Origin of the sequence: Brevundimonas sp. MYb52 (assembly GCF_002979535.1) — a bacterium.
Lineage (GTDB): Bacteria > Pseudomonadota > Alphaproteobacteria > Caulobacterales > Caulobacteraceae > Brevundimonas.
In genome coordinates this window covers 257,328-277,492 of record NZ_PCPB01000002.1, presented here as the reverse complement: position 1 = coordinate 277,492, position 20,165 = coordinate 257,328, and the positions used below count along the sequence as shown (strand labels likewise).

Annotated in this window: 23 protein-coding genes; 9 read left to right on the top strand and 14 right to left on the bottom strand. The window is 66.8% G+C overall.

The window, feature by feature from the left end; genetic code table 11:
• The gene (locus CQ039_RS04720) at positions 1-708 is read left to right on the top strand and encodes a phytanoyl-CoA dioxygenase family protein (protein WP_105563460.1); all 708 of its coding nucleotides are present in this window, start codon (positions 1-3) and stop codon (positions 706-708) included.
• Here CQ039_RS04720 and CQ039_RS04715 read toward each other — a convergent pair.
• Both CQ039_RS04715 and CQ039_RS04710 read right to left on the bottom strand, forming a co-directional pair.
• Positions 695-1,087, bottom strand: coding sequence for a YccF domain-containing protein (locus CQ039_RS04715; protein WP_105563461.1), 393 nt, complete (start codon positions 1,085-1,087; stop codon positions 695-697). The two genes, CQ039_RS04720 and CQ039_RS04715, sit on opposite strands and share 14 nt — an antisense overlap.
• A gap of 97 nt (positions 1,088-1,184) precedes the next feature.
• On the bottom strand, positions 1,185-1,418 hold the full coding sequence (locus CQ039_RS04710; RefSeq protein ID WP_105563462.1) for a DUF2171 domain-containing protein: 234 nt from the start codon (positions 1,416-1,418) through the stop codon (positions 1,185-1,187).
• Positions 1,419-1,549: 131 nt separating this feature from the next.
• On the opposite strand from CQ039_RS04710, the gene CQ039_RS04705 reads away from it, so the two are divergent.
• On the top strand, positions 1,550-1,735 hold the full coding sequence (locus CQ039_RS04705; protein WP_105563463.1) for a DUF4169 family protein: 186 nt from the start codon (positions 1,550-1,552) through the stop codon (positions 1,733-1,735).
• Here CQ039_RS04705 and CQ039_RS04700 read toward each other — a convergent pair.
• A complete protein-coding gene (locus CQ039_RS04700; protein ID WP_233190215.1) occupies positions 1,732-2,652 on the bottom strand; it encodes a DMT family transporter in 921 nt (306 codons plus the stop codon). The genes CQ039_RS04705 and CQ039_RS04700 overlap by 4 nt on opposite strands.
• Positions 2,653-2,795: 143 nt before the next feature.
• Between CQ039_RS04700 and CQ039_RS04695 the strand changes: the two genes are divergently transcribed.
• Genes CQ039_RS04695 through CQ039_RS04685 form a run of 3 tightly spaced genes read left to right on the top strand, consistent with a single transcriptional unit; the run spans position 2,796 to position 4,162 of the window.
• Positions 2,796-3,206 carry a YbaY family lipoprotein gene (locus CQ039_RS04695; protein ID WP_105563464.1) on the top strand — a complete coding sequence of 137 codons (411 nt, stop codon included), beginning with the start codon at positions 2,796-2,798 and terminating at the stop codon, positions 3,204-3,206.
• Between the two features lie 3 nt (positions 3,207-3,209).
• Positions 3,210-3,446 carry a ribbon-helix-helix domain-containing protein gene (locus tag CQ039_RS04690; RefSeq protein ID WP_105563465.1) on the top strand — a complete coding sequence of 79 codons (237 nt, stop codon included), beginning with the start codon at positions 3,210-3,212 and terminating at the stop codon, positions 3,444-3,446.
• A complete protein-coding gene (locus tag CQ039_RS04685; protein WP_105563466.1) occupies positions 3,443-4,162 on the top strand; it encodes an SIMPL domain-containing protein in 720 nt (239 codons plus the stop codon). The genes CQ039_RS04690 and CQ039_RS04685 overlap by 4 nt, the downstream gene beginning before the upstream one ends.
• Here the strand turns inward: CQ039_RS04685 and CQ039_RS04680 are convergent.
• On the bottom strand, positions 4,143-4,499 hold the full coding sequence (locus CQ039_RS04680) for a DUF488 domain-containing protein (RefSeq protein WP_233190216.1): 357 nt from the start codon (positions 4,497-4,499) through the stop codon (positions 4,143-4,145). The genes CQ039_RS04685 and CQ039_RS04680 overlap by 20 nt on opposite strands.
• A gap of 19 nt (positions 4,500-4,518) precedes the next feature.
• Positions 4,519-4,830 (bottom strand): hypothetical protein, encoded by a 312-nt coding sequence (locus CQ039_RS04675; RefSeq protein ID WP_233190217.1) that lies wholly within the window; start codon positions 4,828-4,830, stop codon positions 4,519-4,521.
• Positions 4,831-4,978: 148 nt separating this feature from the next.
• On the opposite strand from CQ039_RS04675, the gene CQ039_RS04670 reads away from it, so the two are divergent.
• Positions 4,979-7,324, top strand: a complete 2,346-nt coding sequence (locus CQ039_RS04670; protein WP_105563468.1) for an ATP-dependent helicase — start codon at positions 4,979-4,981, stop codon at positions 7,322-7,324.
• Here the strand turns inward: CQ039_RS04670 and CQ039_RS04665 are convergent.
• A complete protein-coding gene (locus CQ039_RS04665) occupies positions 7,321-8,478 on the bottom strand; it encodes a low temperature requirement protein A (protein ID WP_105563469.1) in 1,158 nt (385 codons plus the stop codon). The genes CQ039_RS04670 and CQ039_RS04665 overlap by 4 nt on opposite strands.
• Here CQ039_RS04665 and CQ039_RS04660 point away from each other — a divergent pair.
• Positions 8,477-9,841: an O-antigen ligase gene (locus tag CQ039_RS04660; protein WP_105563470.1), complete on the top strand. Its 1,365-nt coding sequence runs from the start codon at positions 8,477-8,479 to the stop codon at positions 9,839-9,841. The two genes, CQ039_RS04665 and CQ039_RS04660, sit on opposite strands and share 2 nt — an antisense overlap.
• A 4-nt stretch (positions 9,842-9,845) precedes the next feature.
• Positions 9,846-11,951, top strand: a complete 2,106-nt coding sequence (locus tag CQ039_RS04655) for a DNA topoisomerase IV subunit B (protein ID WP_233191895.1) — start codon at positions 9,846-9,848, stop codon at positions 11,949-11,951.
• Between the two features lie 154 nt (positions 11,952-12,105).
• On the opposite strand, the gene CQ039_RS04650 is transcribed toward CQ039_RS04655, so the two are convergent.
• The 7 genes from CQ039_RS04650 to CQ039_RS04620 all read right to left on the bottom strand — a co-directional run bounded on the left by CQ039_RS04650 (position 12,106) and on the right by CQ039_RS04620 (position 18,441).
• Positions 12,106-12,534 (bottom strand): molecular chaperone DnaJ, encoded by a 429-nt coding sequence (locus tag CQ039_RS04650; protein WP_105564033.1) that lies wholly within the window; start codon positions 12,532-12,534, stop codon positions 12,106-12,108.
• A 7-nt stretch (positions 12,535-12,541) separates the two neighbouring features.
• Positions 12,542-13,387: a division plane positioning ATPase MipZ gene (locus CQ039_RS04645; RefSeq protein ID WP_105564032.1), complete on the bottom strand. Its 846-nt coding sequence runs from the start codon at positions 13,385-13,387 to the stop codon at positions 12,542-12,544.
• 96 nt (positions 13,388-13,483) lie between these two features.
• Entirely contained in the window at positions 13,484-14,128 is a 645-nt protein-coding gene (locus CQ039_RS04640) for an SPOR domain-containing protein (RefSeq protein ID WP_105564031.1), read from the bottom strand.
• 71 nt (positions 14,129-14,199) lie between these two features.
• The gene (locus CQ039_RS04635; protein ID WP_105564030.1) at positions 14,200-14,961 is read right to left on the bottom strand and encodes a chorismate mutase; all 762 of its coding nucleotides are present in this window, start codon (positions 14,959-14,961) and stop codon (positions 14,200-14,202) included.
• Positions 14,962-15,391: 430 nt separating this feature from the next.
• The gene (locus CQ039_RS04630; RefSeq protein WP_105564029.1) at positions 15,392-15,964 is read right to left on the bottom strand and encodes a prephenate dehydratase domain-containing protein; all 573 of its coding nucleotides are present in this window, start codon (positions 15,962-15,964) and stop codon (positions 15,392-15,394) included.
• Entirely contained in the window at positions 15,961-17,331 is a 1,371-nt protein-coding gene (locus CQ039_RS04625; RefSeq protein ID WP_105564028.1) for a class II 3-deoxy-7-phosphoheptulonate synthase, read from the bottom strand. Before CQ039_RS04625 ends, CQ039_RS04630 begins: the two co-directional genes overlap by 4 nt.
• Before the next feature lie 60 nt (positions 17,332-17,391).
• Entirely contained in the window at positions 17,392-18,441 is a 1,050-nt protein-coding gene (locus tag CQ039_RS04620) for an enoyl-CoA hydratase/isomerase family protein (protein WP_105564027.1), read from the bottom strand.
• 103 nt (positions 18,442-18,544) lie between these two features.
• Between CQ039_RS04620 and CQ039_RS04615 the strand changes: the two genes are divergently transcribed.
• Positions 18,545-18,976, top strand: coding sequence for a hypothetical protein (locus CQ039_RS04615; protein WP_105564026.1), 432 nt, complete (start codon positions 18,545-18,547; stop codon positions 18,974-18,976).
• Between the two features lie 3 nt (positions 18,977-18,979).
• Here the strand turns inward: CQ039_RS04615 and CQ039_RS04610 are convergent, their stop codons facing one another.
• Positions 18,980-20,116, bottom strand: a complete 1,137-nt coding sequence (locus CQ039_RS04610; protein WP_105564025.1) for an isobutyryl-CoA dehydrogenase — start codon at positions 20,114-20,116, stop codon at positions 18,980-18,982.
• Positions 20,117-20,165: the final 49 nt, after the last annotated feature.

Genomic DNA, 20,165 nt, shown 5'->3' with positions numbered 1-20,165 from the left:
ATGCAGGCTGATGATCTCAATATCCCGGCTCACGGCGCCGCGCTCTTTCGGGCCGTGCTGTCGGAACGGGATATTGCGGATCTCCTGAACCGGCTGGGCGACGAGCTTCAACGTCGTCCCGGCCGGCGGCTGCTGCTTGATGCGCAAACGACGGACTTGCTGGCGGCGACGGGCAAGATCGGAGCCATAGCTGCCGAATTACTCGGACCGGGCGCTCGTCCGGTTCGCGCCGTCCTCTTCGACAAGACACAGGCGATGAACTGGCTCGTCGCCTGGCATCAGGACCGCACCATCGCCGTCCGTGCTCGCCGGGACACGACGGATTTCGGGCCATGGTCCGTCAAGGACGGCATCGTCCATGTCGCCCCGCCGATCTCGGTGCTCGACCAGATGGTGACGCTTCGGGTTCATCTCGACGCCTGCAATGACGAAAATGCCCCTCTGATCGTCGCTCTCGGCTCACATCGGCTTGGCAAGGTGGCCGCCGACGAGGTCGAGGCCACGACAAACCAACACCCCATCCACACCTGTCACGCGGATGCGGGCGACGTCTGGGCCTATGCGACCCCGATCCTGCATAGCTCGGCCAAATCTGTCAGCGACAGACGGCGGCGCGTCCTGCAGCTCGATTACTCAGCGAACGAACTACCCAATGGCCTCGAATGGCTCGGCGTCGCCTGCACTGAGACCAAAGCTACCTGTCTCTGATCGTCCGCCCCACCGGGGCCAGCGACAGCTTGGCCAGTTCGACATTCTTCAGCGCGAACGGGATGCCGATCAGGCTGACGAACTGCGGCACGGCGATCAGGATATGGGCCAGGGCGATGTACCAGCCGGCCAGCATCAGCCAGATCACGTTCAGCCCCAGTCCAAGGCAACCCGCGCCCAGATCCGCCGGGTTAGGCTCTCGCCAGACGATCTCGCGTCCAAAGGGCCAGAAGGAATAGCTGGCGATCCGCCAGGCGGAAAACGCCCACGGCAGCCCAACCACCGTCAGGGCCAGCAACAGCCCGCCGAACAGCCAGGCCAGGCCCGAGGCGAAACCGCCGAGGAAAAACCACAGCAGGTTCAGGATCAGTCGGATCAAGGTCGTCTCCCATGCGCGAACGGCGCGACGTCCCTGATATGGCGAAAGGCCCCGCCTGTGACAGCGGGGCCCGGGTGAATTCGCGGTAAGGCGGCGGCTAGTGCTTTTCCATCCAGCGCGCCTTGGCCTCGTCCTTGGTCATCGTCAGATGGACATGCTCGTCAACGTGATCGACCCAGCTGACGGGGATCATGTGGTGCTTCAGGCCTGACCCCATGTCGAACTTGGCCAGCTCGATCTGATCGCCCATCACATGGTCCACCCGGCCGACGTGCCCGCCGTCCGAACCCACGACTTCGAGATGTTCCTTGATCATCGAGGCGTTTATCATGACCCTCTCCATGGCTGTTTGAGGTGAGAGTGAAACGGTCCGGCCCACGAACGGGTCCATCACAATCGCCGCTTGAGGGAGTTCACGATGCCGCTGACCATCCATATCACACCCTCGTCCGGTCACGCCTGATGGGCGAGGTCGTCAATCTGAACAAGGCGAGGAAGGCCCGCGACAAGGCCGAGGCAAAGCGAACTGCCGACGCCAATCGCCTGACCTTCGGCCGCGGCAAGGCCGAGCGCCTGACGATGCAGAAGGAGCGCGACCGCGACGCCGCCCGCCTGAACGGCCACAAGCTGGACGAGCCGGAGGCCTAGGCCGCAGACCGCTTCGGCGCGCGGATCAGGAACAACTGACCCGCCAGCACCAGCGCCAGCCCGGCAAGGGCGATCCAGCCGAACTTCGCCCCCTCGAACAGCACCGACACCAGCATGGCGATCGGCGGCGTCAGGGCCGAGACATAGCTGGCCAGGGCGAAGCCGCGCAGACGGGCGATAGTGAAATAGAGGCCAAAGGCGATCACCGAGCCGAACAGCGACAGATACAGCAGCGAGATCACATAGGCCGGGCTCCACGCCACGGACCACGACACGCCCGTCGCCAGCCCATAGAGCGCCAGCGCCCCCGTGCCATAGGCCATGGCCCAGGCCGTGCCGGGCAGGACCTGCGCCCCTGCCTGCTGACCCTTCCAGGCGAACCAGTTGCCAAAGGCCGAGGCCACGACCGCAATGACGGCGAAGGTCACGCCCTCGACCGCGTGTAGGCCCAATCCGGCGCCCATGACCTCGCCGCCCGACAGGACCGCCACCCCGATGACCCCCATGCCCGCACCCAGCCAGGCCGCCGGCGCAGCCTTCTGCTTCGAGGCCACGCGGAACAGGATCAGGTTGAGGAAGGCCAGGGCCGCAAAGATCACCGCCACCACGGCCGAGGCGATCTTCTCTTCCGAGGCATAGACGAAGGCGTAGCTGATCGCGAATGAGAACAGCCCCTGCCCCATGGCCATCAGGTGCTGCGGCCGCGTCATGGCCAGCTTTCCACCCGTCGCCTTGACCACCAGGGCCAGCACGACGGCGGCGATGGCGAAGCGCATCACCACCGACACGACTGGATCAACCGCGCCCAGCTGGAAGGTGATCGCATACCAGGTCGTGCCCCAGATCAGGGCGCAGACGCCGATGCCGCCAATCGCCAGCGATGCCGGAGAAAGAGAAAGCTTTGCAGACTGGGTCACAGGCAGGGCCTCAAGGCGACTCAACGGAAACGAAACCGGAACCTCCGTTATCACCGGTTTTCAGACAGCGCCGCCATGATCTTGCAGCCTTATGCCTTCATGGGACGTTCTGCTAAGCTAACCCCCTCACAGGACACCCTGTCATGCGCTTCCTTCCGCTGATCGCCCCGCTCGCCCTCGTGGTCGCCGCCTGTTCCAGCATGCCCGGCGAGGAGAGCGCCTCGACCCAGGTCGAGGTCATCGCCGCCTATCGCGAGCGCATCATGCTGCCGCCCGGCCATGTCCTGACGGTCAAGGTCGAGGATGTCAGCCTGATGGACGCCCCCGCCCGCGTTCTGGCGCAAACCACGCAACCGCTGGACGGTCGCGGTCCGCCCTACGCCGTCACCCTGTCGGTGCCGAACAGCCAGATCGACGCCCGCCACACCTATGCCGTCCGCGCCGAGATCCGCGACCCGGCCGGCGCCCTGCGCTTCACCACCGACACCCGCCATTCGGTCCTGACCAACGGTGCGCCGAACAAGGCGGACATCATGATGGTCGGCGTCCGCTAAACCGTGAGCAGCCTCGCCAAGCGTTCCGTCCTGCTGTCCGGCCACGCCACCTCGGTGGCGCTGGAGCCGGAGTTCTGGGCTGTGCTGGACGCCATCGGGGCTGAACTGAACCTAGGCCGCGCCGCCCTGTTGATCCGCATCGACGCCTGGCGCGGCCGCCGCCCCCTCGCCTCGGCCTGTCGCGTCCTGGCCCTGCAATGGGCCGGCGGCGACCGCAGCTTCGCCGGAGAAGACGCATGACAACCGACAATCGCCTGATCCCCGCCGTCGTCATCGGTGGTCTGCTGGCCGTCGGTCTGATTGGCGGCGGCGCCCTGATCGGTCAGGGCGTGGTCAATGCGCGCGCCGGCGACCGCTCCGTCACCGTGCGCGGTCTGGCGGAAAAGGACGTGAAGGCTGACCTCGCCGTCCTGCCCATCCGCTTCACCGCCTCCGGCGAGGTCCTGTCCGAGGTTCAGGCCCGCATCGACGGCGACCTGGCCATCGTCCGCCAGTTCCTGAAAGCCCAGGGCTATCCCGACACCTCGGTCGATCTGGGCCAACTCGGCGTCGCCGACACCCGTTCACGCGAATACGCCAGCCAGACCGGCGGGCCTCGGTTTATCCTGACCCAGACGGTGATCGTTCGCACCAGTGACGTCGACCGGGTCCAGACCACCACCCGCAACCTGAACGATCTGGTGCGTCAGGGCGTGGTGCTGCAGGACTTTCAGGGGCCGTCCTACATCTTCACCAAACTCAATGACGTGCGCCCCGCCATGATCGCCGAGGCCACCGCCGCCGCCCGCACCGGCGCCGTCCAGTTCGCCAAGGACTCCGGCGCACCGCTCGGCCCCATCAAGTCCGCCGGTCAGGGCTCGTTCGAAATCCTTCCCCGCGACGGCTTCGGCGACGAAGCCACCTCGCTGAACAAGAAGGTCCGCGTCGTCACCACCATCAGCTACCGGCTGAAGTAGTCCCGCCCAGATACTCGGCCAGCACCACGGCGTCGTTATGCGCCTCGTCCTTCGCGCCATAGACCAGCGTGGTCTTCCCCGCGCGGATCACATCCTTCAACTGCCCGACGACCTCGCCATTGGCGTCCAGTTCCGCGCGATAGCGCCGCTGGAACTCTTCCCACAGCGCGGGATCATGGTTGAACCATTGGCGCAGCGCCGTGCTGGGGGCGATCTCTTTAAGCCACAGGTCGATCGCCGCCTTTTCCTTGCTCACGCCACGCGGCCACAGCCGATCGACCAACACCCGCTGGCCGTCCTCGGGCTCCGCCGGCTCATAGGCCCGCTTCAGGAGCACAGCCCCCTTCATCACGCGGCTAGCCCTGAGGCTCCGGGGCCGGGGTGGTCACGGTCGGCGGCTCGGCCGGGCGCGGCACGTCCGGCAGTTGCGGCGCTTCCGGCAACTTGGGGGCTGGCACGTTTATGTCCAGGTTGACCTCCGGCGCTTCAGGCGCGGCCGGCGGACGCCCGCCGGAGTAGAGGAACCAGCCGATCACGGCCACGGCCACGATCAGTCCGCCGAGGATGAAGGCCATAAAGCCGCCCCCGCCCTTCCGCTCCGGGCTGGTGGTGTTGATCGTCGTCTGGTGCACGACGCGTTCGGGCGGCGGGATATTGGGGTCGGTCATTCACAGGCTCCTCGTCGCTTCGCTGAGGTCGAGAGAACGGGGGTCAGGCTTGACGGTTCCCGCAGGCCATTTTCAGACGGGGCCTGACTTTGGCCGCTGTGCTGCTTATGTTCTCCTCCGAATCCGCCCTGCGTGAGCCGCTTATCCTGTGACCGACCTGCCTTTCCCCCGCATTTCCGACCTCGCCCGCGGTCAGTCGTCGCAAGGCGCGGCTGACTACCTGTCCGGCCTCAACCCCGAACAGAGGCTGGCGGTCGAGACGACCGAGGGGCCGGTTCTGGTCCTGGCCGGCGCCGGCACCGGCAAGACCCGCGTCCTGACCACCCGTCTGGCTCACATCCTGGCCACAGGTCGGGCCAAGCCGTGGGAACTGCTGGTCGTCACCTTCACCAACAAGGCCGCGCGCGAGATGCGTGAGCGCATCGGCCACCTGATCGGCCCTTCGGCCGAGGGCCTGCGCTGGCTCGGCACCTTCCACTCGGTCGCCGCCCAGATCCTGCGCCGCCATTCGGAACTGGTCGGGCTGAAGTCCAGCTTCACCATCCTCGACACCGACGATCAGGAGCGGCTGCTGAAGCAACTGCTCGAAGCCGCCAATATCGACACCAAGAAGCACACGCCCAAGTCGCTGGCCCACCTGATCGATCACTGGAAGAACCGCGGCTGGACGCCCGAAAAGCTGCCGCCGGGCGAGGACTTCGCCAACGGCAAGGGTCATGCCCTCTACGCCGCCTATCAGAAGCGATTGGCCACGTTGAACGCCTGCGACTTTGGCGACCTGCTGCTGCACAATCTCACCATCCTGTCGAAACACGCTGATCTGGCGGCGGAGTATCGCAACCGCTTCCGCTACATCCTGGTGGACGAGTATCAGGACACCAACGTCGCCCAGTACCTGTGGCTGCGGCTGCTGACCTCCTCGACCGGCAATGTCTGCTGCGTGGGCGACGACGATCAGTCGATCTACGGCTGGCGCGGGGCCGAGGTGGACAATATCCTGCGCTTCGAGCGCGACTTCCCCGGCGCCAAGATCGTCAAGCTGGAGCGCAACTACCGCTCGACCAAGCATATCCTCGGCGCCGCCTCGGCCCTGATCGCCACCAATCAGGACCGTCTGGGCAAGACCCTGTGGACCGAGGACGACAGCGGCGACAAGGTCCGCGTGCGCGGCGTCTGGGACGGCGAGGCCGAGGCCCGCCTGATCGCCGACGAGATCGAGACCGCCCGCAAACAGGGCATGAAGTACAAGGACATGGCCGTCCTCGTCCGCGCCTCCTTCCAGATGCGGGCGTTTGAAGAACGCTTCGTCATGCTGGCCATCCCCTATCAGGTCATCGGCGGCCCCCGCTTCTTCGAGCGCGCCGAAATCCGCGACGCCCACGCCTATCTGCGCCTGATCCAGTCCGAGGACGACGACCTGGCCTTCGAGCGCATCGTCAATGTGCCCAAACGCGGCATCGGCGAGACCAGCGTCCAGAAAATCCTGCACATCGCCCGCGAGAACGGCGTCTCGGCCATGCAGGCGGTCCGCCACCTGCTGACCACGGACGAGCTTCAGGCCCGCACCCGCACACCCCTGGCCAACTTCGTGCGCGACCTCGACCGCTGGCGCGATCTGGCAAGCATGGGCACGCCCCACTGGCAGGTGACGGAAACCCTGCTGGACGAGAGCGGCTACACCGAGATGCAGAAGGCCGACCGCACCAGCGGCCAGACGCGCCTGGACAACCTCAAGGAACTGACCCAGGCCATGCAGGCGTTCGACACCCTGCAGGGCTACCTGGAACACGTCTCCCTGGTCATGGACCTCGACCGCGCTGCGCCCGAGTCCGAAAGCGGCGCGGTCCAGATCATGACCCTGCATGGCGCCAAGGGGCTGGAGTTCCCGCTGGTCTTCCTGCCCGGCTGGGAGGAAGGCGTCTTCCCCAGCCAGCGCAGCATCGACGAGAAGGGCATGAAGGGGCTGGAGGAGGAACGCCGCCTGGCCTACGTCGGCGTCACCCGCGCCAAGCGGGACGCGCGCATCAGCTTCGCCGCCAACCGTCTGGTCTATGGCCGCTGGACCTCGCAACTGCCCAGCCGCTTCGTCGACGAACTGCCCCTGGCCCACGTCGATCCGCAGTCCGACACCGGCTACTACAATGGCGGCGGCGCGCCCGGCATGCAGCAGCCCAAGAGCCGCTGGGACGACACGCCTTCGTTCGGCGCCGGATACTCCAGCCCCGGCTGGAAACGCGCCCAGAGCTTCACCTCGAGCCAGCCCTCCCGCACAGGCGCAGGCTCCACGCCCGCCCGCAAGGCGATCATCGAGGGCCAGAGCCGCCCGGTGACGCCGCCGAAGTCCAGCAGCGACTGGTCACGCGGCGACCGCGTCTTCCACCAGAAGTTCGGCTACGGCGCCGTGCGCGCCGTCGAGGGCAACAAGCTGGTCGTCGCCTTCGACAAGGCGGGCGAGAAGAAGGTCATCGACACCTTCGTCGAGAAGGCCTCCTAGGCCTTCCTTACTCTGCCCGCGACGGACTCCCAGATCGCTGTCAGCACCAAAATCACCGTCGAGGTCATGGTCAGGAGCAGCGGCGACAGGCCCTGTCCGAACAGCAGGGTCGCGCCCATCGCCGCCACCCCGGCCACGCGCGGCCAGGCGACCTTGCCCCAGATGCTGTAGATCGACAGGGCCGTCCCCAGCAGGAACAGCATCGGTCCGCCGATCAGGACCGCCGCCTTCGCCACGCCCGCAACGCCAAGCGGATGCGCCAGGGCCAGTTCATCGCCCACCGCCGTGACCACGATCCCCGCCACCACGATGATCGGGCAATAGGTATAGGTGCGCCGGGCGATGGCGCCGGGGTCGGCGGCGTGGCTGATGGTCTCCGATCCTGCCTCGTGGGCCTCGCTGAAGAAGAGCCACCACATGGTGATGGTGGTGATCAGGGCCGACACAAAGACCGTCACCACCGTTGGCGTCCACGGCAACTCGCCAAAGGTCGCCCCGGTGATGATGATGGATTCGCCTAGGCAGATGATGACGAACAGGCCGACCCGCTCAGCCAGATGCGCGCCTTCGACGTCCCAGTCCATGGTGCTGGAGCGTCCCAGACCCGGCACGAAGAAGGCCAGCAGCGGCCCCGTGAACTCCAGTCCCAGGGCGATCAGCCAGATCAACAACCGCGTCTGCCCCTCGGCCAGGCCGCCGCTGATCCAGAACACGGCCCCCAGCAGAGCCCAGATCGAGATCCGCTGGAAGTTCGCCTTCTGTGTGGGCGACCCTCGCACGGCCCTCAGGGTGAACAGGCTGCGGCCCACTTGAATGGAGGCAAAGGCGCAGGCGAACACCAGTCCCTTGTCGCCGAACGCATGGGGCAACGACGTCGACATGATCAGGCCCGCCGCCATCAGGGTGAACAGCATCAGCCGCACCGGCCCCCGCTCGGGGTCCAGCCAATTGGTGATCCAGCTTGTGTCGATCCACACCCACCACACAGCCGCCAGCAGGATCGCCGCCTCCAGCGCTCCCAGCGGCGTCAGGTGCGCCAGCAGAAGATGGCTGACCTGGGTGATAGCGAAGACGAAGACCAGGTCGAAAAACAGTTCGACAAAGCCGACCCTGGCGTGTTCTCCCGGTGTTCGAACGCGCATCAGACTGGTCATGGCTCACCCTTCCCTCATCCCGTTCAGCGACCGTGCCGCCGTGCGCGCCGTTCGTCCAGACCCCGGCGTCTCCTTGCCTGGGTCGGACCTCGCTGACCCGCCTATGTGGGAGCAGGCGGCGGCGGGGTTCATCCTCGCCATGCTGACGGGGGCCCTGATCGGACCTGTCCTGGCCCCGGACCAGGCCGAGACGCCCATCCTTCGCCTGTTCTGGCTGCCGGTCTATGCCATGACCGCCGGGCTGGTTTTGCTGCGGTTCGAGACCGTGATCAGAGCCTGGCCAGCCTGGCTGGCCCTGGGCGCCCTGGTCGCCCTGGCCTTCGCCTCGCAATACTGGTCGATCGACCCCGCCACGACGCAACGGCGCGTCATCGCCATGACCATCAACGGCAGCTTCGCCCTGTATCTGGGCGCTCGCTTCCACGGCATGAACCTGCCTCGGCTGATCGCCTGCTGCGCCCTGGTGCTCGGCGTGTTGAGCCTCTTCATGGTCTTCGCTGTGCCGTCGATCGGCGTGCACCATGGCGTCAACGACGGCATGTGGCGCGGCGTCTGGTATGAAAAGAACCAGATGGGCATAGCCATGGTCGCCGGCGCGACCGCCGCCGCCGCCTGGCTGGCCGCGGAGGACCGGCCCAGGCTCGCACCGATCGCCGCCCTTGTTCTATGCCTCGTGCTGGTGCTGGCGACGCGGTCGAAGACCTCTCTGTTGTGCGCCCTGATCGGCATCGGTGTGATCGGCGTCCTGTGGAGCCTGAAGCGCTCCCCCCCGGCCCTGATCGTCGTCGCCGTCTGGATGGGCGTGATCAGCGGCGCCGTCGGATGGTGGCTGTGGACGTTCGAGTCCGCCGAAATCCTGAAGGCGCTGGGCAAGGACCCGACCCTGACCGGCCGCACCGAGATCTGGACGGCCCTGTTCCGCATGATCGATGAACGCCCCTGGACCGGCTATGGCTACAACGCCTTCTGGGGACCGGACTCCGAGCCCGCCGCATGGATACGTCACCAGACTGGCTGGTCCGTGCCCTCGGCCCACAACGGCTGGATCGACCTGCTGATCCAGTTGGGCTGGCCGGGCGCGATCCTGGTCGGGACCATCATGGCCTCGTCCTATCTTCTGACCCTGATCCGCCTGCCGTCAGCGGGCCGACGTGAAGGCTTCTGGGGCATCGCCTATCTCAGCGTCTACATCCTGCTGACCCTGTCCGAGAGCGTGCTGGTCAGCGCCCAGAACATGCCCTGGGCTCTGTGTCTGGCCATCCTGGCGCGGGCGGTTTACCCAGAGCCTCGACCTGAACGCGCTACGCTTGCGCCCAACCTTCGTGCGGCCTACCAGACCGGTCCCCGAATCGCCTCAGACTGAACCGATGGCCGACCTGTTCTCTACCCTCGACGACGCTGAACCCACCCGCCCGGAGGCGGAGACGAAGGCCCCCGCCTCGCCTCAGCCCGTCGTTGCGCCGACCGCCCCCGTTGCGCCGCCCCCCGTACATGAGCCCAAGGTCGAGCTGACGACGCACGCCAGCACGGCGACCGCCGCCGCGACCGGTTATTCCGCCTCCTCGATCGAAGTTCTGGAGGGGCTGGAGCCCGTCCGCAAACGCCCCGGCATGTATATCGGCGGCACCGACGAACGCGCCCTGCACCACCTCTTCGCCGAAGTCCTCGACAACGCGATGGACGAGGCCGTCGCCAAGCACGCCAAGCTGATCACCGTCGATCTGGACGCCGACGGCTTCCTGTCGGTGCGCGACGACGGACGCGGCATTCCGGTCGACCCCCACCCCAAGCACCCGGGCAAGTCGGCGCTGGAAGTCGTCATGACCGTGCTGCACTCGGGCGGCAAGTTCTCGGGCAAGGCCTATGAGACCTCGGGCGGCCTGCACGGCGTCGGCGTCTCGGTGGTCAACGCCCTGTCGGACCATCTGAACGTCACCGTCTGGCGCGACGGCTTTGAATGGCGTCAGTCCTTCAGCCGCGGCCTGGTCCAAGGCCCCATTCAGCAGATCGGCGCGTCCAAGAAGAAGGGCACCCTGATCCGCTTCCACCCGGACGAGCAGATCTTCGGCGTCGGCGCGGCCTTCAAGCCCGCGCGCCTCTACCGCATGGCCCGCGCCAAGGCCTATCTGTTCCGTGGCGTCGAGATCAAATGGACCTGCGCCCCTGAACGCATCACCGACGCCACCCCGGCTGAAGCCACCCTCCACTTCCCCGGCGGTCTGGCCGACGCCCTAGCCGAGCGCGTGGGCGAGCTGGAAACCGTCACCCCCGTCTTCGCTGGCCGCGCAGAGCGCAAGGGCGAGGCGGGCGCGCTGGAATGGGCCGTCACCTGGTCACCCATCGGCTTCGGCGACGCCGACAGCTTCATCGGCTCCTACTGCAACACCGTCTCGACCCCCGACGGCGGCACGCACGAGGCTGGCTTCCGCGCCGCCCTGGTCAAGGGCCTGAAGGCCTATGGCGAACTGACCAACGAGAAGCGCGCGGCCCAGATCACGGCCGAGGACGTCATCGCCAACGCCGGCGCCCTGATCTCGGTCTTCATCCGCAACCCGGAATTCCAGGGCCAGACCAAGGACCGCCTGTCCTCGCCCGAGGGCCAGCGCCTGACCGAACAACTGCTGCGCGACCCCTTCGACCACTGGCTGACCGAAAGCCCCAAGCAGGCCAACGCCCTGCTCGGCTTCGTCATCGACCGCGCCGAGGACCGTCTGCGTCGCCGCAAGGACAAGGAAGTTCAGCGCGCCGCCGCCACGCGCAAGCTGCGTCTGCCCGGCAAGCTGTCGGACTGCTCACGCCAGGCCGCCGAGGGCACCGAACTGTTCATCGTCGAGGGCGACTCGGCCGGCGGTTCGGCCAAGCAGGCGCGCGACCGCACCACCCAGGCCATCCTGCCCCTGCGCGGCAAGATCCTGAACGTCGCCTCTGCCACCGCCGACAAGCTGCGCGCCAACGTCGAACTGTCGGATCTGGCCCTGGCGCTCGGCGTCCAGCCCGGCAATCGCTTCAACATCGAAGACCTGCGCTACGAGCGCATCGTCATCATGACCGACGCTGACGTAGACGGCGCCCACATCGCGGCCCTGCTGATCACCTTCTTCTATCGCTCCATGCCCGAGACCATCCGTCAGGGTCGCCTCTTCATGGCCCTGCCGCCGCTCTACCGCATCAGCGCCGGCCCCCTGTCGGAATACGCCCGCGACGACGCCCACCGCGACGAACTGCTGGCCACCGTGTTCAAGGGCAAGAAGGTCGAGATCGGCCGCTTCAAGGGCCTTGGCGAGATGATGGCCTCCCAGTTGAAGGAGACCACCATGGACCCGAAGAAGCGGACCCTGGCGCGCGTCTCCCTGCCCGACAGCGAGGAAGAGATCGAGGATCTGGTCGAACGCCTGATGGGCCGCAAGGCCGAGGCCCGTTACCAGTTCATCCAGGACAACGCCCGCTTCGCCGTCGCCGATCTGGACGTTTAAGCCGCGCATCCGTCATCCCGGACGGCCTGCAAGGCCGATCCGGGACCCAGGCGGCGGCCTCAAGCACCGCCGCCCTTCAGTATGGATGAGAAGCCTGGGTTCCGGGTTCCGCTACGCGGCCCCGGAATGACGGCATTAAGGGCTTGAAGGGGCCTTACCCCTTCAACAGCCGATCCCGCGCAGCGTTCACGCGCGCCGCAAGCCCTTCTGTCCCTCCCTGATCGGGATGCGCCCGCGCCATCACGCGGCGCCAGGCCGCCTGCACGGCCTCAGGCGTGGCGTCGGACGAAACGCCTAGTATCGAGCGCGCCTCGGCCTCCGTCAGACGCTCGGCCACAGCGCCACGCGGAGCCGCCGTGCGAATTCGCGACTGCACCGCCAGCCACAACCCGGCGCCCGCCATGCCGATCGCGGCGATCCACACCCCGCGCGAGGCAGCCAGAACCGCGCCTGCGAACAGGGCCGTGCTGAGGATGGTTGCAGAGATGCGCCAGTGGCCGCGCCGCGCGCGCTCGGTCTGACGACCCAGTCGGGCCAGCGCCCAGACCGCCACGGCGGCCAGCCCCAGCCAGATCAGCCCCATGCGCCGATCAGGCCGCCGCCGCGTCCAGCGGAGCCAGGGCTCCGCCCGTCACGTCGTCCAGACCCATGGCCTGCATCAGGTTGCGCATTTCCTGACGCGCGGCCACGTGGGCCAGCGAAACCGACACCGGGCGGATGTCGTTCGACAGGTCGGCGACGGTCAGGCCGAACGGGAACAGCTCGCGATAGATGACCCGGTCGCGCAGGCCCGGCCCGACACGGAAGCCGACGCGCTTGGCCAGCTTCTTCATCCGCTCTTCCAGACGGCGCCGGTTGCGCGCCTCGGCCACGGCCAGACGGTTGGTGACGACGATCCAGTCGATCGTCACCTGACGCCCCTCGGTGATGGCGCGATGCTTGCGCGCCTCCCAGACGCTCTCGGAATAGATGGAGGGCTTCTTCAGCTCCAGCGTCACCGGATCGACCTCGCCCAGCAGGTCGAAGTCGACGAAGCTGTCGTTCATCGGCGTGACAATCTGATCGGCGCGGCCATGCGCCGCGCGCGACAGGGCCGTGTCGCCGCCCGGCGTGTCGATCAGGATGATGTCGGCGACTTGCGCCTCTGCATAGGCGGCGTCGAAGCGCGCCAGCTGCTCGGCCTCGTCGGCCTTGGCCAGGGCCTTGCCGTCGCCCATGTCGGGCACGATCGGCAGCGGCAGATCGTGACCATTGGCCGCCGTCCAGGCGGCGCGGTTCGAGAAGAAGCGCTCCATCGACCGCTGGCGCAGGTCCAGATCGATGATGGCGACCTTCTTGCCTGCGTGCAGCAGGCCGGTGACGATGTGAATGGCCAGGGTGGACTTGCCCGCCCCGCCCTTTTCATTGCCGATGACGATGACCTGAGGCTGCGCCATGTTGGACCCCAATGTTTCGACGGTCGCGACTCAAGCGGTCGCGGCCCGTCCCAGACGCCCTAGATCAGCCCAAGGGCGTCAGTCGTCAACGAAACCTTAAGCCGCGCCTGTGGACGACGCCGCCTCTGCGGCCCGAACGCACCAGGGATCGGACGCCGCCGCGCGCTCGCAAAGGGCCCTGGCCTGGGTCGATCCAGCACGAACCTTCAGCCGAACCAGTCGCCGCCCATTGACCTCGACCGGCTCGAAAACCGGGTTCAGGCCGCTGCCACCCTGTCCTAGCCGTTCCCACGCCGCCAGGGCCGAAGCTTGACTGGCGTAGGCGCCCAGTTGAATCAGAACAGCCGAAGACGGCGCCGTGACGGCGACCCGACGCAAGGGCTGAGCCTCGCGCTGCACGGACGCCGCAGCCTGCACCTCGGGCGGCGCCTCGGGATCATGAAACACAGGAGGCATGGCCGGCAGAACCGCAGCAGCCTTGGAGGTCAACCCGTCACGGGCGTCCCAAAGTTGATGCGGCGTCAGAAGCTCGACCTTCAGCGGACGCAGCCCCGCCTCTTCAGCGTTGCGCGGCCCTGCGGGCTCCCGCGTGGGCGCAGACTTGGCTGACAGAGGAATGGCGGCGATCCGTTCAGCCACGCCCTCGAACCGGTGCGGATCAGCCTCGGCCATGCCACAGCCGGACAGCAACGCCGCAAGGGCGCTGACCGATCCGAGCCGCAGGATGACGGAAGCCTTCATGCCGCCATGCTGAACCCAGTCTTTTGAGACAGGGTTGAGGAACAGACTTAACGATCGTTAAGCTCTCGCCGTCAGCCGATAGCGCCGACGCAGCCTTCCACATCGCCCGGCGCCACGTCGGCGTCGGTCAGGGCCAGGGTCCAGCCATGGTTGGTGTTCAGGCCCCAACGACGCGCGCCCGAGCCGTCGCCGGCGTCGCCGCCGACCGTCACCACCACGCGGCGGCCCGTCGGCAGAGCCGGAGGATCGATCTTGCCCACGGCCAGCGAGGTCGGGGTCTCGCCGCCGTAGCCGTCGAAGACGCTCAGCATCGACCATTCGCGACGCAGACCCATCCACCAGGCGTCCTCGGTGTTGATCGACAGAACGGCGACACCATGACCTTCGGCGGCGTGCGCCAGCGCAGCCTGCGGATCGCGGACCAGCTTGATGTCGGCGGCAGCGCCGAAACGCAGACGGGCGCCGTCCACGGCCTTGGACGGATCAATCGGCGCCCAGACGTGGACCTGCAGGCGGCCCTGGCGGGCCAGACCCCAGCCGACGATCTCGCGCCACAGGTGCTCGACCGCCTCGCGGTTTTCCGGTTCGCACTGCTTCAGGACGCGGGCCTGAACGGCCTGTTCGCGGTCGGGGCGCAGCTTGGTGTGGGGGCCGGTCGGGGCGTCCTTGGCCTTGCCCACCTGGGCGGCGACGGCGAGACGGCGCTCGAACAGTTCGAGAATTTGATCGTCCAGGCTGTCGATCTCGGCGCGCAGGGCGGCCAGCGCCTTCTGCTCGGGGCTCAGTTCGGCTTGTTCAGCGGGCCAGACTTGCTGGATGTTGGATTGCGGCATGGGATTTGGCTTTCGGCATTCGAATTTCGATGGGGAGATCGCGTCCGCCGAAACATCAGGCAGGGACGCGTGCAGGGGCCGCTCAGGAGAAGCGGTCGCCAGCGAGACTGTCAGGGTTGGTTAAAAGCCCGACGCCTCAGCCGGCGTATCGAAAGCCGTAATAGCCGTAGCCAAAATAAAAGCCGGCCACCGCGCGCGTGGTGGTTTCAAGGGTCAGTTGTGCGCGCAGCGAGGACATGAATCCGGTCCGGTTTCAGGATCAGGGTCGATCCGATCCTTCCTTAAGCGCGCAAAGACTATGCGCGGTCAAGCCCCAGAGCGAAATCGGTTCGAATGTTTTCACATTCGAACCCAGATATTCGCTCAAGAATAATGCGAGAGCCTGATTCTCGGCATCGGAGAAATCGCGAAGCGATTTCGCCTCAACCGATCAGGCTCTTGGAGCGCTTAGCAGGACAAATCGCGTCCGGTTGTCGCTGAAATCCTGCAGATCGTTGCGCAGAACCGACAGACCATAGACCTCGGCCGCGCGGGCGGGCGCGACCGCCGCGCGGGTCAGATCACCCGCCTCGGCCACCGCAGCAGCCGCGCCGCCAGTATCGAAGACCTCGACCGAGGCGATCTTCATCTCACCCAGAGCCTTGGAGCACTGCTGCAAAGCCACCGGGTGACTCTCGGCCGTCCTGATGTCCGACAGACGCGCCTCCGGCAGGCCTAGAAGGGCCAGCCGGATCGGACGCCAGGCCTCGCTGACCACCATCAGACCCGCCTCGCGCACCAGGGTAGCGGCGGGCTCGACCACGCCGATGGTCGAGTTCTCGACCGGGATCAGCGCCGACTGGCAGTCGCCCGACAGCAGAGCCTCGATGGCCCCCTGAAACGTCTCAAAACCAACCGCCTCGTCCCACGGACGCAGGTCGAGGCAGGCTTCGTGGCTGAAGGCGCCGGGCGCGCCCTGATAGGCGACGCGGCCCGGTCCTTCGTCTTCAGTCGGCGTGGTCACGCGGCCTCGGCGCGCGCCTGACGGCCAGCCTTGAGGCGTTCAGCCACCAGGAAGGCCAGTTCCAGCGCCTGATCCGCGTTCAGACGCGGATCGCAGTGGGTGTGATAGCGGCTCGACAGATCGTCCTCAGTCACCGCCTGGGCGCCGCCCAGGCATTCGGTGACGTTCTGACCGGTCATCTCCAGATGGACGCCGCCGGGGTGGACGCCCTCGGCCTCCGCCACGTCGATGAAGGTGCGGACCTCGCCCATGACGCGGTCGAACGGCCGGGTCTTGTAGCCGTTGGCGGCCTTGAGCGTATTGCCGTGCATCGGGTCGATCGACCAGATGACGCGCTTGCCCTCGGCCTTCACCGCCCGCATCAGGGCCGGCAGGCGATCGCCGACCTTGTCGTGGCCGAAGCGGCCGATCAGGGTCAGACGGCCCGGGATATTGTTCGGGTTCAGGGCGTCGATCAGCGGCAGGATGTCTTCCGCCGTCATGGTCGGCCCACACTTGACGCCGATGGGGTTCGAAATGCCGCGCATGAACTCGATGTGCGCGCCGTCCAGCTGACGGGTGCGCTCGCCGATCCACAGCATGTGGGCCGAGGTGTCGAACCACTCGCCCGACGAGCCTTCCAGACGCGTCAGGGCGCTCTCGACGTTCAGCAGTAGGGCTTCGTGGCTGGTGAAGACCTCGACACGCGACAGATCAGGATGCGTCTCGGGCGTGACGCCGACCGCCTCCATGAAGGCCAGGGCCTCGGTGATCTTGTCGGCCAGTTCGCGGTAGGCCGCGCCCGCGCCGTTGTCGGCAAAGCCAAGCGTCCAGCGATGGATGTTGTACAGATCGGCATAGCCGCCGCCGGCAAAGGCGCGCAGCAGGTTCAGCGTCGAGGCCGACTGGTTGTAGGCCTTCAGCAGGCGCTGCGGATCGGGCACGCGCTCTTCCGGCGTGAAGCCCATGCCGTTGATGATGTCGCCGCGGTAGGACGGCAGCTCGACCCCGCCGATCTCTTCCAGCGGCGACGAGCGCGGCTTGGCGAACTGACCGGCGATGCGGCCGACCTTCACCACCGGCTTGCGACCGGCGAAGGTCAGGACCACCGCCATCTGCAGGATCAGGCGGAAGGTGTCGCGGATGTTGTCGGTCGAGAACTCCTTGAAGCTCTCGGCGCAGTCGCCGCCCTGAAGCAGGAAGGCGTCGCCCGCCTCCACCTGCGCGAGATGCTGGGTCAGTTTGCGGGCCTCGCCGGCAAACACCAGGGGCGGCATGGCCCGCAGCTCGTCTTCGACACGGGCCAGTTCGGCCATGTCAGGATAGTCCGTCGGCATATGCACGACGGGCTTGTTTCTCCAGGATTCAGGGGTCCAGCGCTTACTCATGCCGTCTAGATAGCCCTCAAGGCGTCTCGGAACAACAAATGTTGCGCTGCAGCGACCTTTTCAGAGCGGCGACCAGGCCTCGTCGGCGGACAGGGGCGCGAACAGGGCGTCCAGCGTCGCCTCATTGACGCCCGACAGGTCGGCGGGCGACCACTTCGGCGCATTGTCCTTGTCGACGATGACGGCGCGGACGCCTTCCTGGAAGTCGTGGGTTTGCACCACCCGGCCGCCCAGCGCATATTCCATAGCCATGTTGTCGGCGAAGGACGACAGCCGCGCCCCGGTGCGGATCTGGCGCAGGCTGACCTTCAGCGACTGCGGCGACTTGGTCTTCAGCGTCTCCAACTGCTTCAGCGCCCATTCCGACCCGTCGGCCTCCAGCGCGGCGAAGATCTCCTCGACGGTGTCAAAGGCGAACAGCCGGTCGATGGCCTCACGGTGCGGGTCGAGCGGAGCCGGACCCGCGTCACCCGCGAGACGGTCAACCACAGCCTTGGGATCACCGGCCGCGGCCAGCAATTCCGCCTTCAACGCCTCGACGCCATCGCTCGGCACGAAATGGGTGTGAATACCCAGCGCCACCGTATCCGCCGCCTTCAGCCGTGCGCCCGTCAGGGCCAGCCAGACGCCGGTCTGTCCCGGCAGACGCGGCAGGAACCAGCCGCCGCCCACATCGGGGAACAGGCCGATGCCCGTCTCGGGCATGGCGTAGGTAGTGCGCTCGGTGGCGATGCGGACGTCCGCCGGCTCGCTGATGCCCACGCCGCCGCCCATGACGATGCCGTCGACGATGGCCGTGATCGGCTTGGGGTATTCGAACATCAGATGGTTCAGCTGATACTCGGTCTTGAAGAAGGCTCTGGCCTCCGACGCATCCCCTGACCCGCTCTCGGCGATCATGCGGATATCGCCCCCGGCGCAGAATCCGCGCTCGCCGGCATGGTCGATCAGGACCGACTTCACGGCGTCGTCGCCACGCCAGGCCAGCAGCGCCGCAATCATCGTCTCGCACATGCTCCGGTTCAGCGCATGGATCGCCTTGGGCCGGTTCAGGGTGATGCGGCCGACGCCGTTCTCGACGCGGGTGATGACTTCAGCTTCGATGCTCATAGCCTCGATCTAGAGCCGACGCCGTCGCGGGTAAAGCCAGGACCCGCTTGCATTCGCACCGCCGCACCGGTGGTATGCGCTGTCTGCAAACGAAAGGCTCCCCATGCTCATCGCCGCTGTGACAGCCGCCCTGACCCTGACTGCTACTCCCGTCGATGAAAGGAGCGCACAATGGGTGGCGCATGACGTATCAGGCGAAGGCCCGGTGGCCAGTTTCCTGAGCTGGAACTTCACCTCGGTCATCACGCGCGCGCACTGTGCGGACGGGCGGGTTACATTCCAGTATTTCTATGATTTTCCGGGATCGGCCATCCCCAGCGAGCGCGTCCTGGCCGTGACGATCGATAACACAGACTACAGCCTGACGCACTCCGTCGATGAGATGGACCGACAGGTCTACACTCTATCGCCCGAGGGACAGGCCGCCCTGAAACAGGCGCGCAACGTCGATTTCCACGCCCCGAACGAGGCGGACGAGCCCTGGTATCTGGGCCAGTCCGCCGCCCTGGTGACGCTGGCGAGGCGCTGCGGCTGACGCTTAGCGCGCCAGCTCCCGCGCGATGATCACGCGCATGATCTCGTTGGTGCCTTCCAGGATGCGGTGGACCCGCAGGTCGCGCACGATCCGCTCCAGCGGATAGTCCTTCAGATAGCCGTAGCCGCCGTGCAGTTGCAGCGCCTCGTCAGCCAGCTGGAAGCAGGCGTCGGTGGCCAGACGCTTGGCCATGGCGCACCACTTGGTCTTTTCCGGGTGGTCATTGTCGATGGCCCAGGCCCCGCGCTGCACCATCAGGCGCGCCGCCTCTAGGTCCGTCGCCATGTCGGCCAAGCGGAACTGCAGGGCCTGGAACTGGCCGATGGCCTGACCGAACTGCTTGCGGGTGGTGACGTATTCCTGCGCCGTCTCCAGCGCCAGCCGCGCCCCGCCCAGCGAGCAGGCGGCGATGTTCAGGCGCCCGCCGTCCAGACCGGCCATGGCGTACTTGAAGCCCGCGCCCTCCTCGCCCACCAGATTGCCGACCGGCACGCGGCAGTCGTCGAAGCTGACCACGGCGGTCGGCTGGGCGTTCCAGCCCATCTTCTTCTCATTGGCCCCGAACGACAGGCCGGGCGTTCCCGCCTCGACCACGATGGTCGAGACGCCGCGCGCGCCCTCGGCTCCGGTGCGAACCATGACGACATAGACGTCCGACACGCCCGCGCCAGAAATGAAGGCCTTGGAGCCATTCAGCACATAGTGGTCGCCGTCGCGCACCGCCGTCGTCCGCAGCGCCGCCGCGTCCGACCCCGAGCCCGGCTCGGTCAGGCAGTAGCTGGCCATCTTGTCCATCGTCACCAGCGACGGCACGAAGCGCGAGCGCAGGTCGGCCGACCCGAACTTGTCGATCATCCACGTGGCCATGTTATGGATCGAGATGAAGGCCGCCGTCGCCACGTCCCCGCGCGACAACTCCTCAAAGATCACCGCGGCCTCGACGCGGCCCAGGGCCATGCCGCCGTGTTCCTCGCCGGTATAGATGCCGCAGAAGCCCATCTCGGCCGCCGACTTCATCACCTCGACCGGGAAATGCTTGTCCTCGTCCCACTGGGCCGAGTGCGGCGCCAACTCGGCGTCGGCAAAGGCCCGCGCCGCGTCCTGGATGGCGCGCTGGTCGTCGTTGAGGGCGAAGTCCATGATCTAATACTCCCGACTCTGGCCCTCTGACGGGGCGTTCATGCTGCTT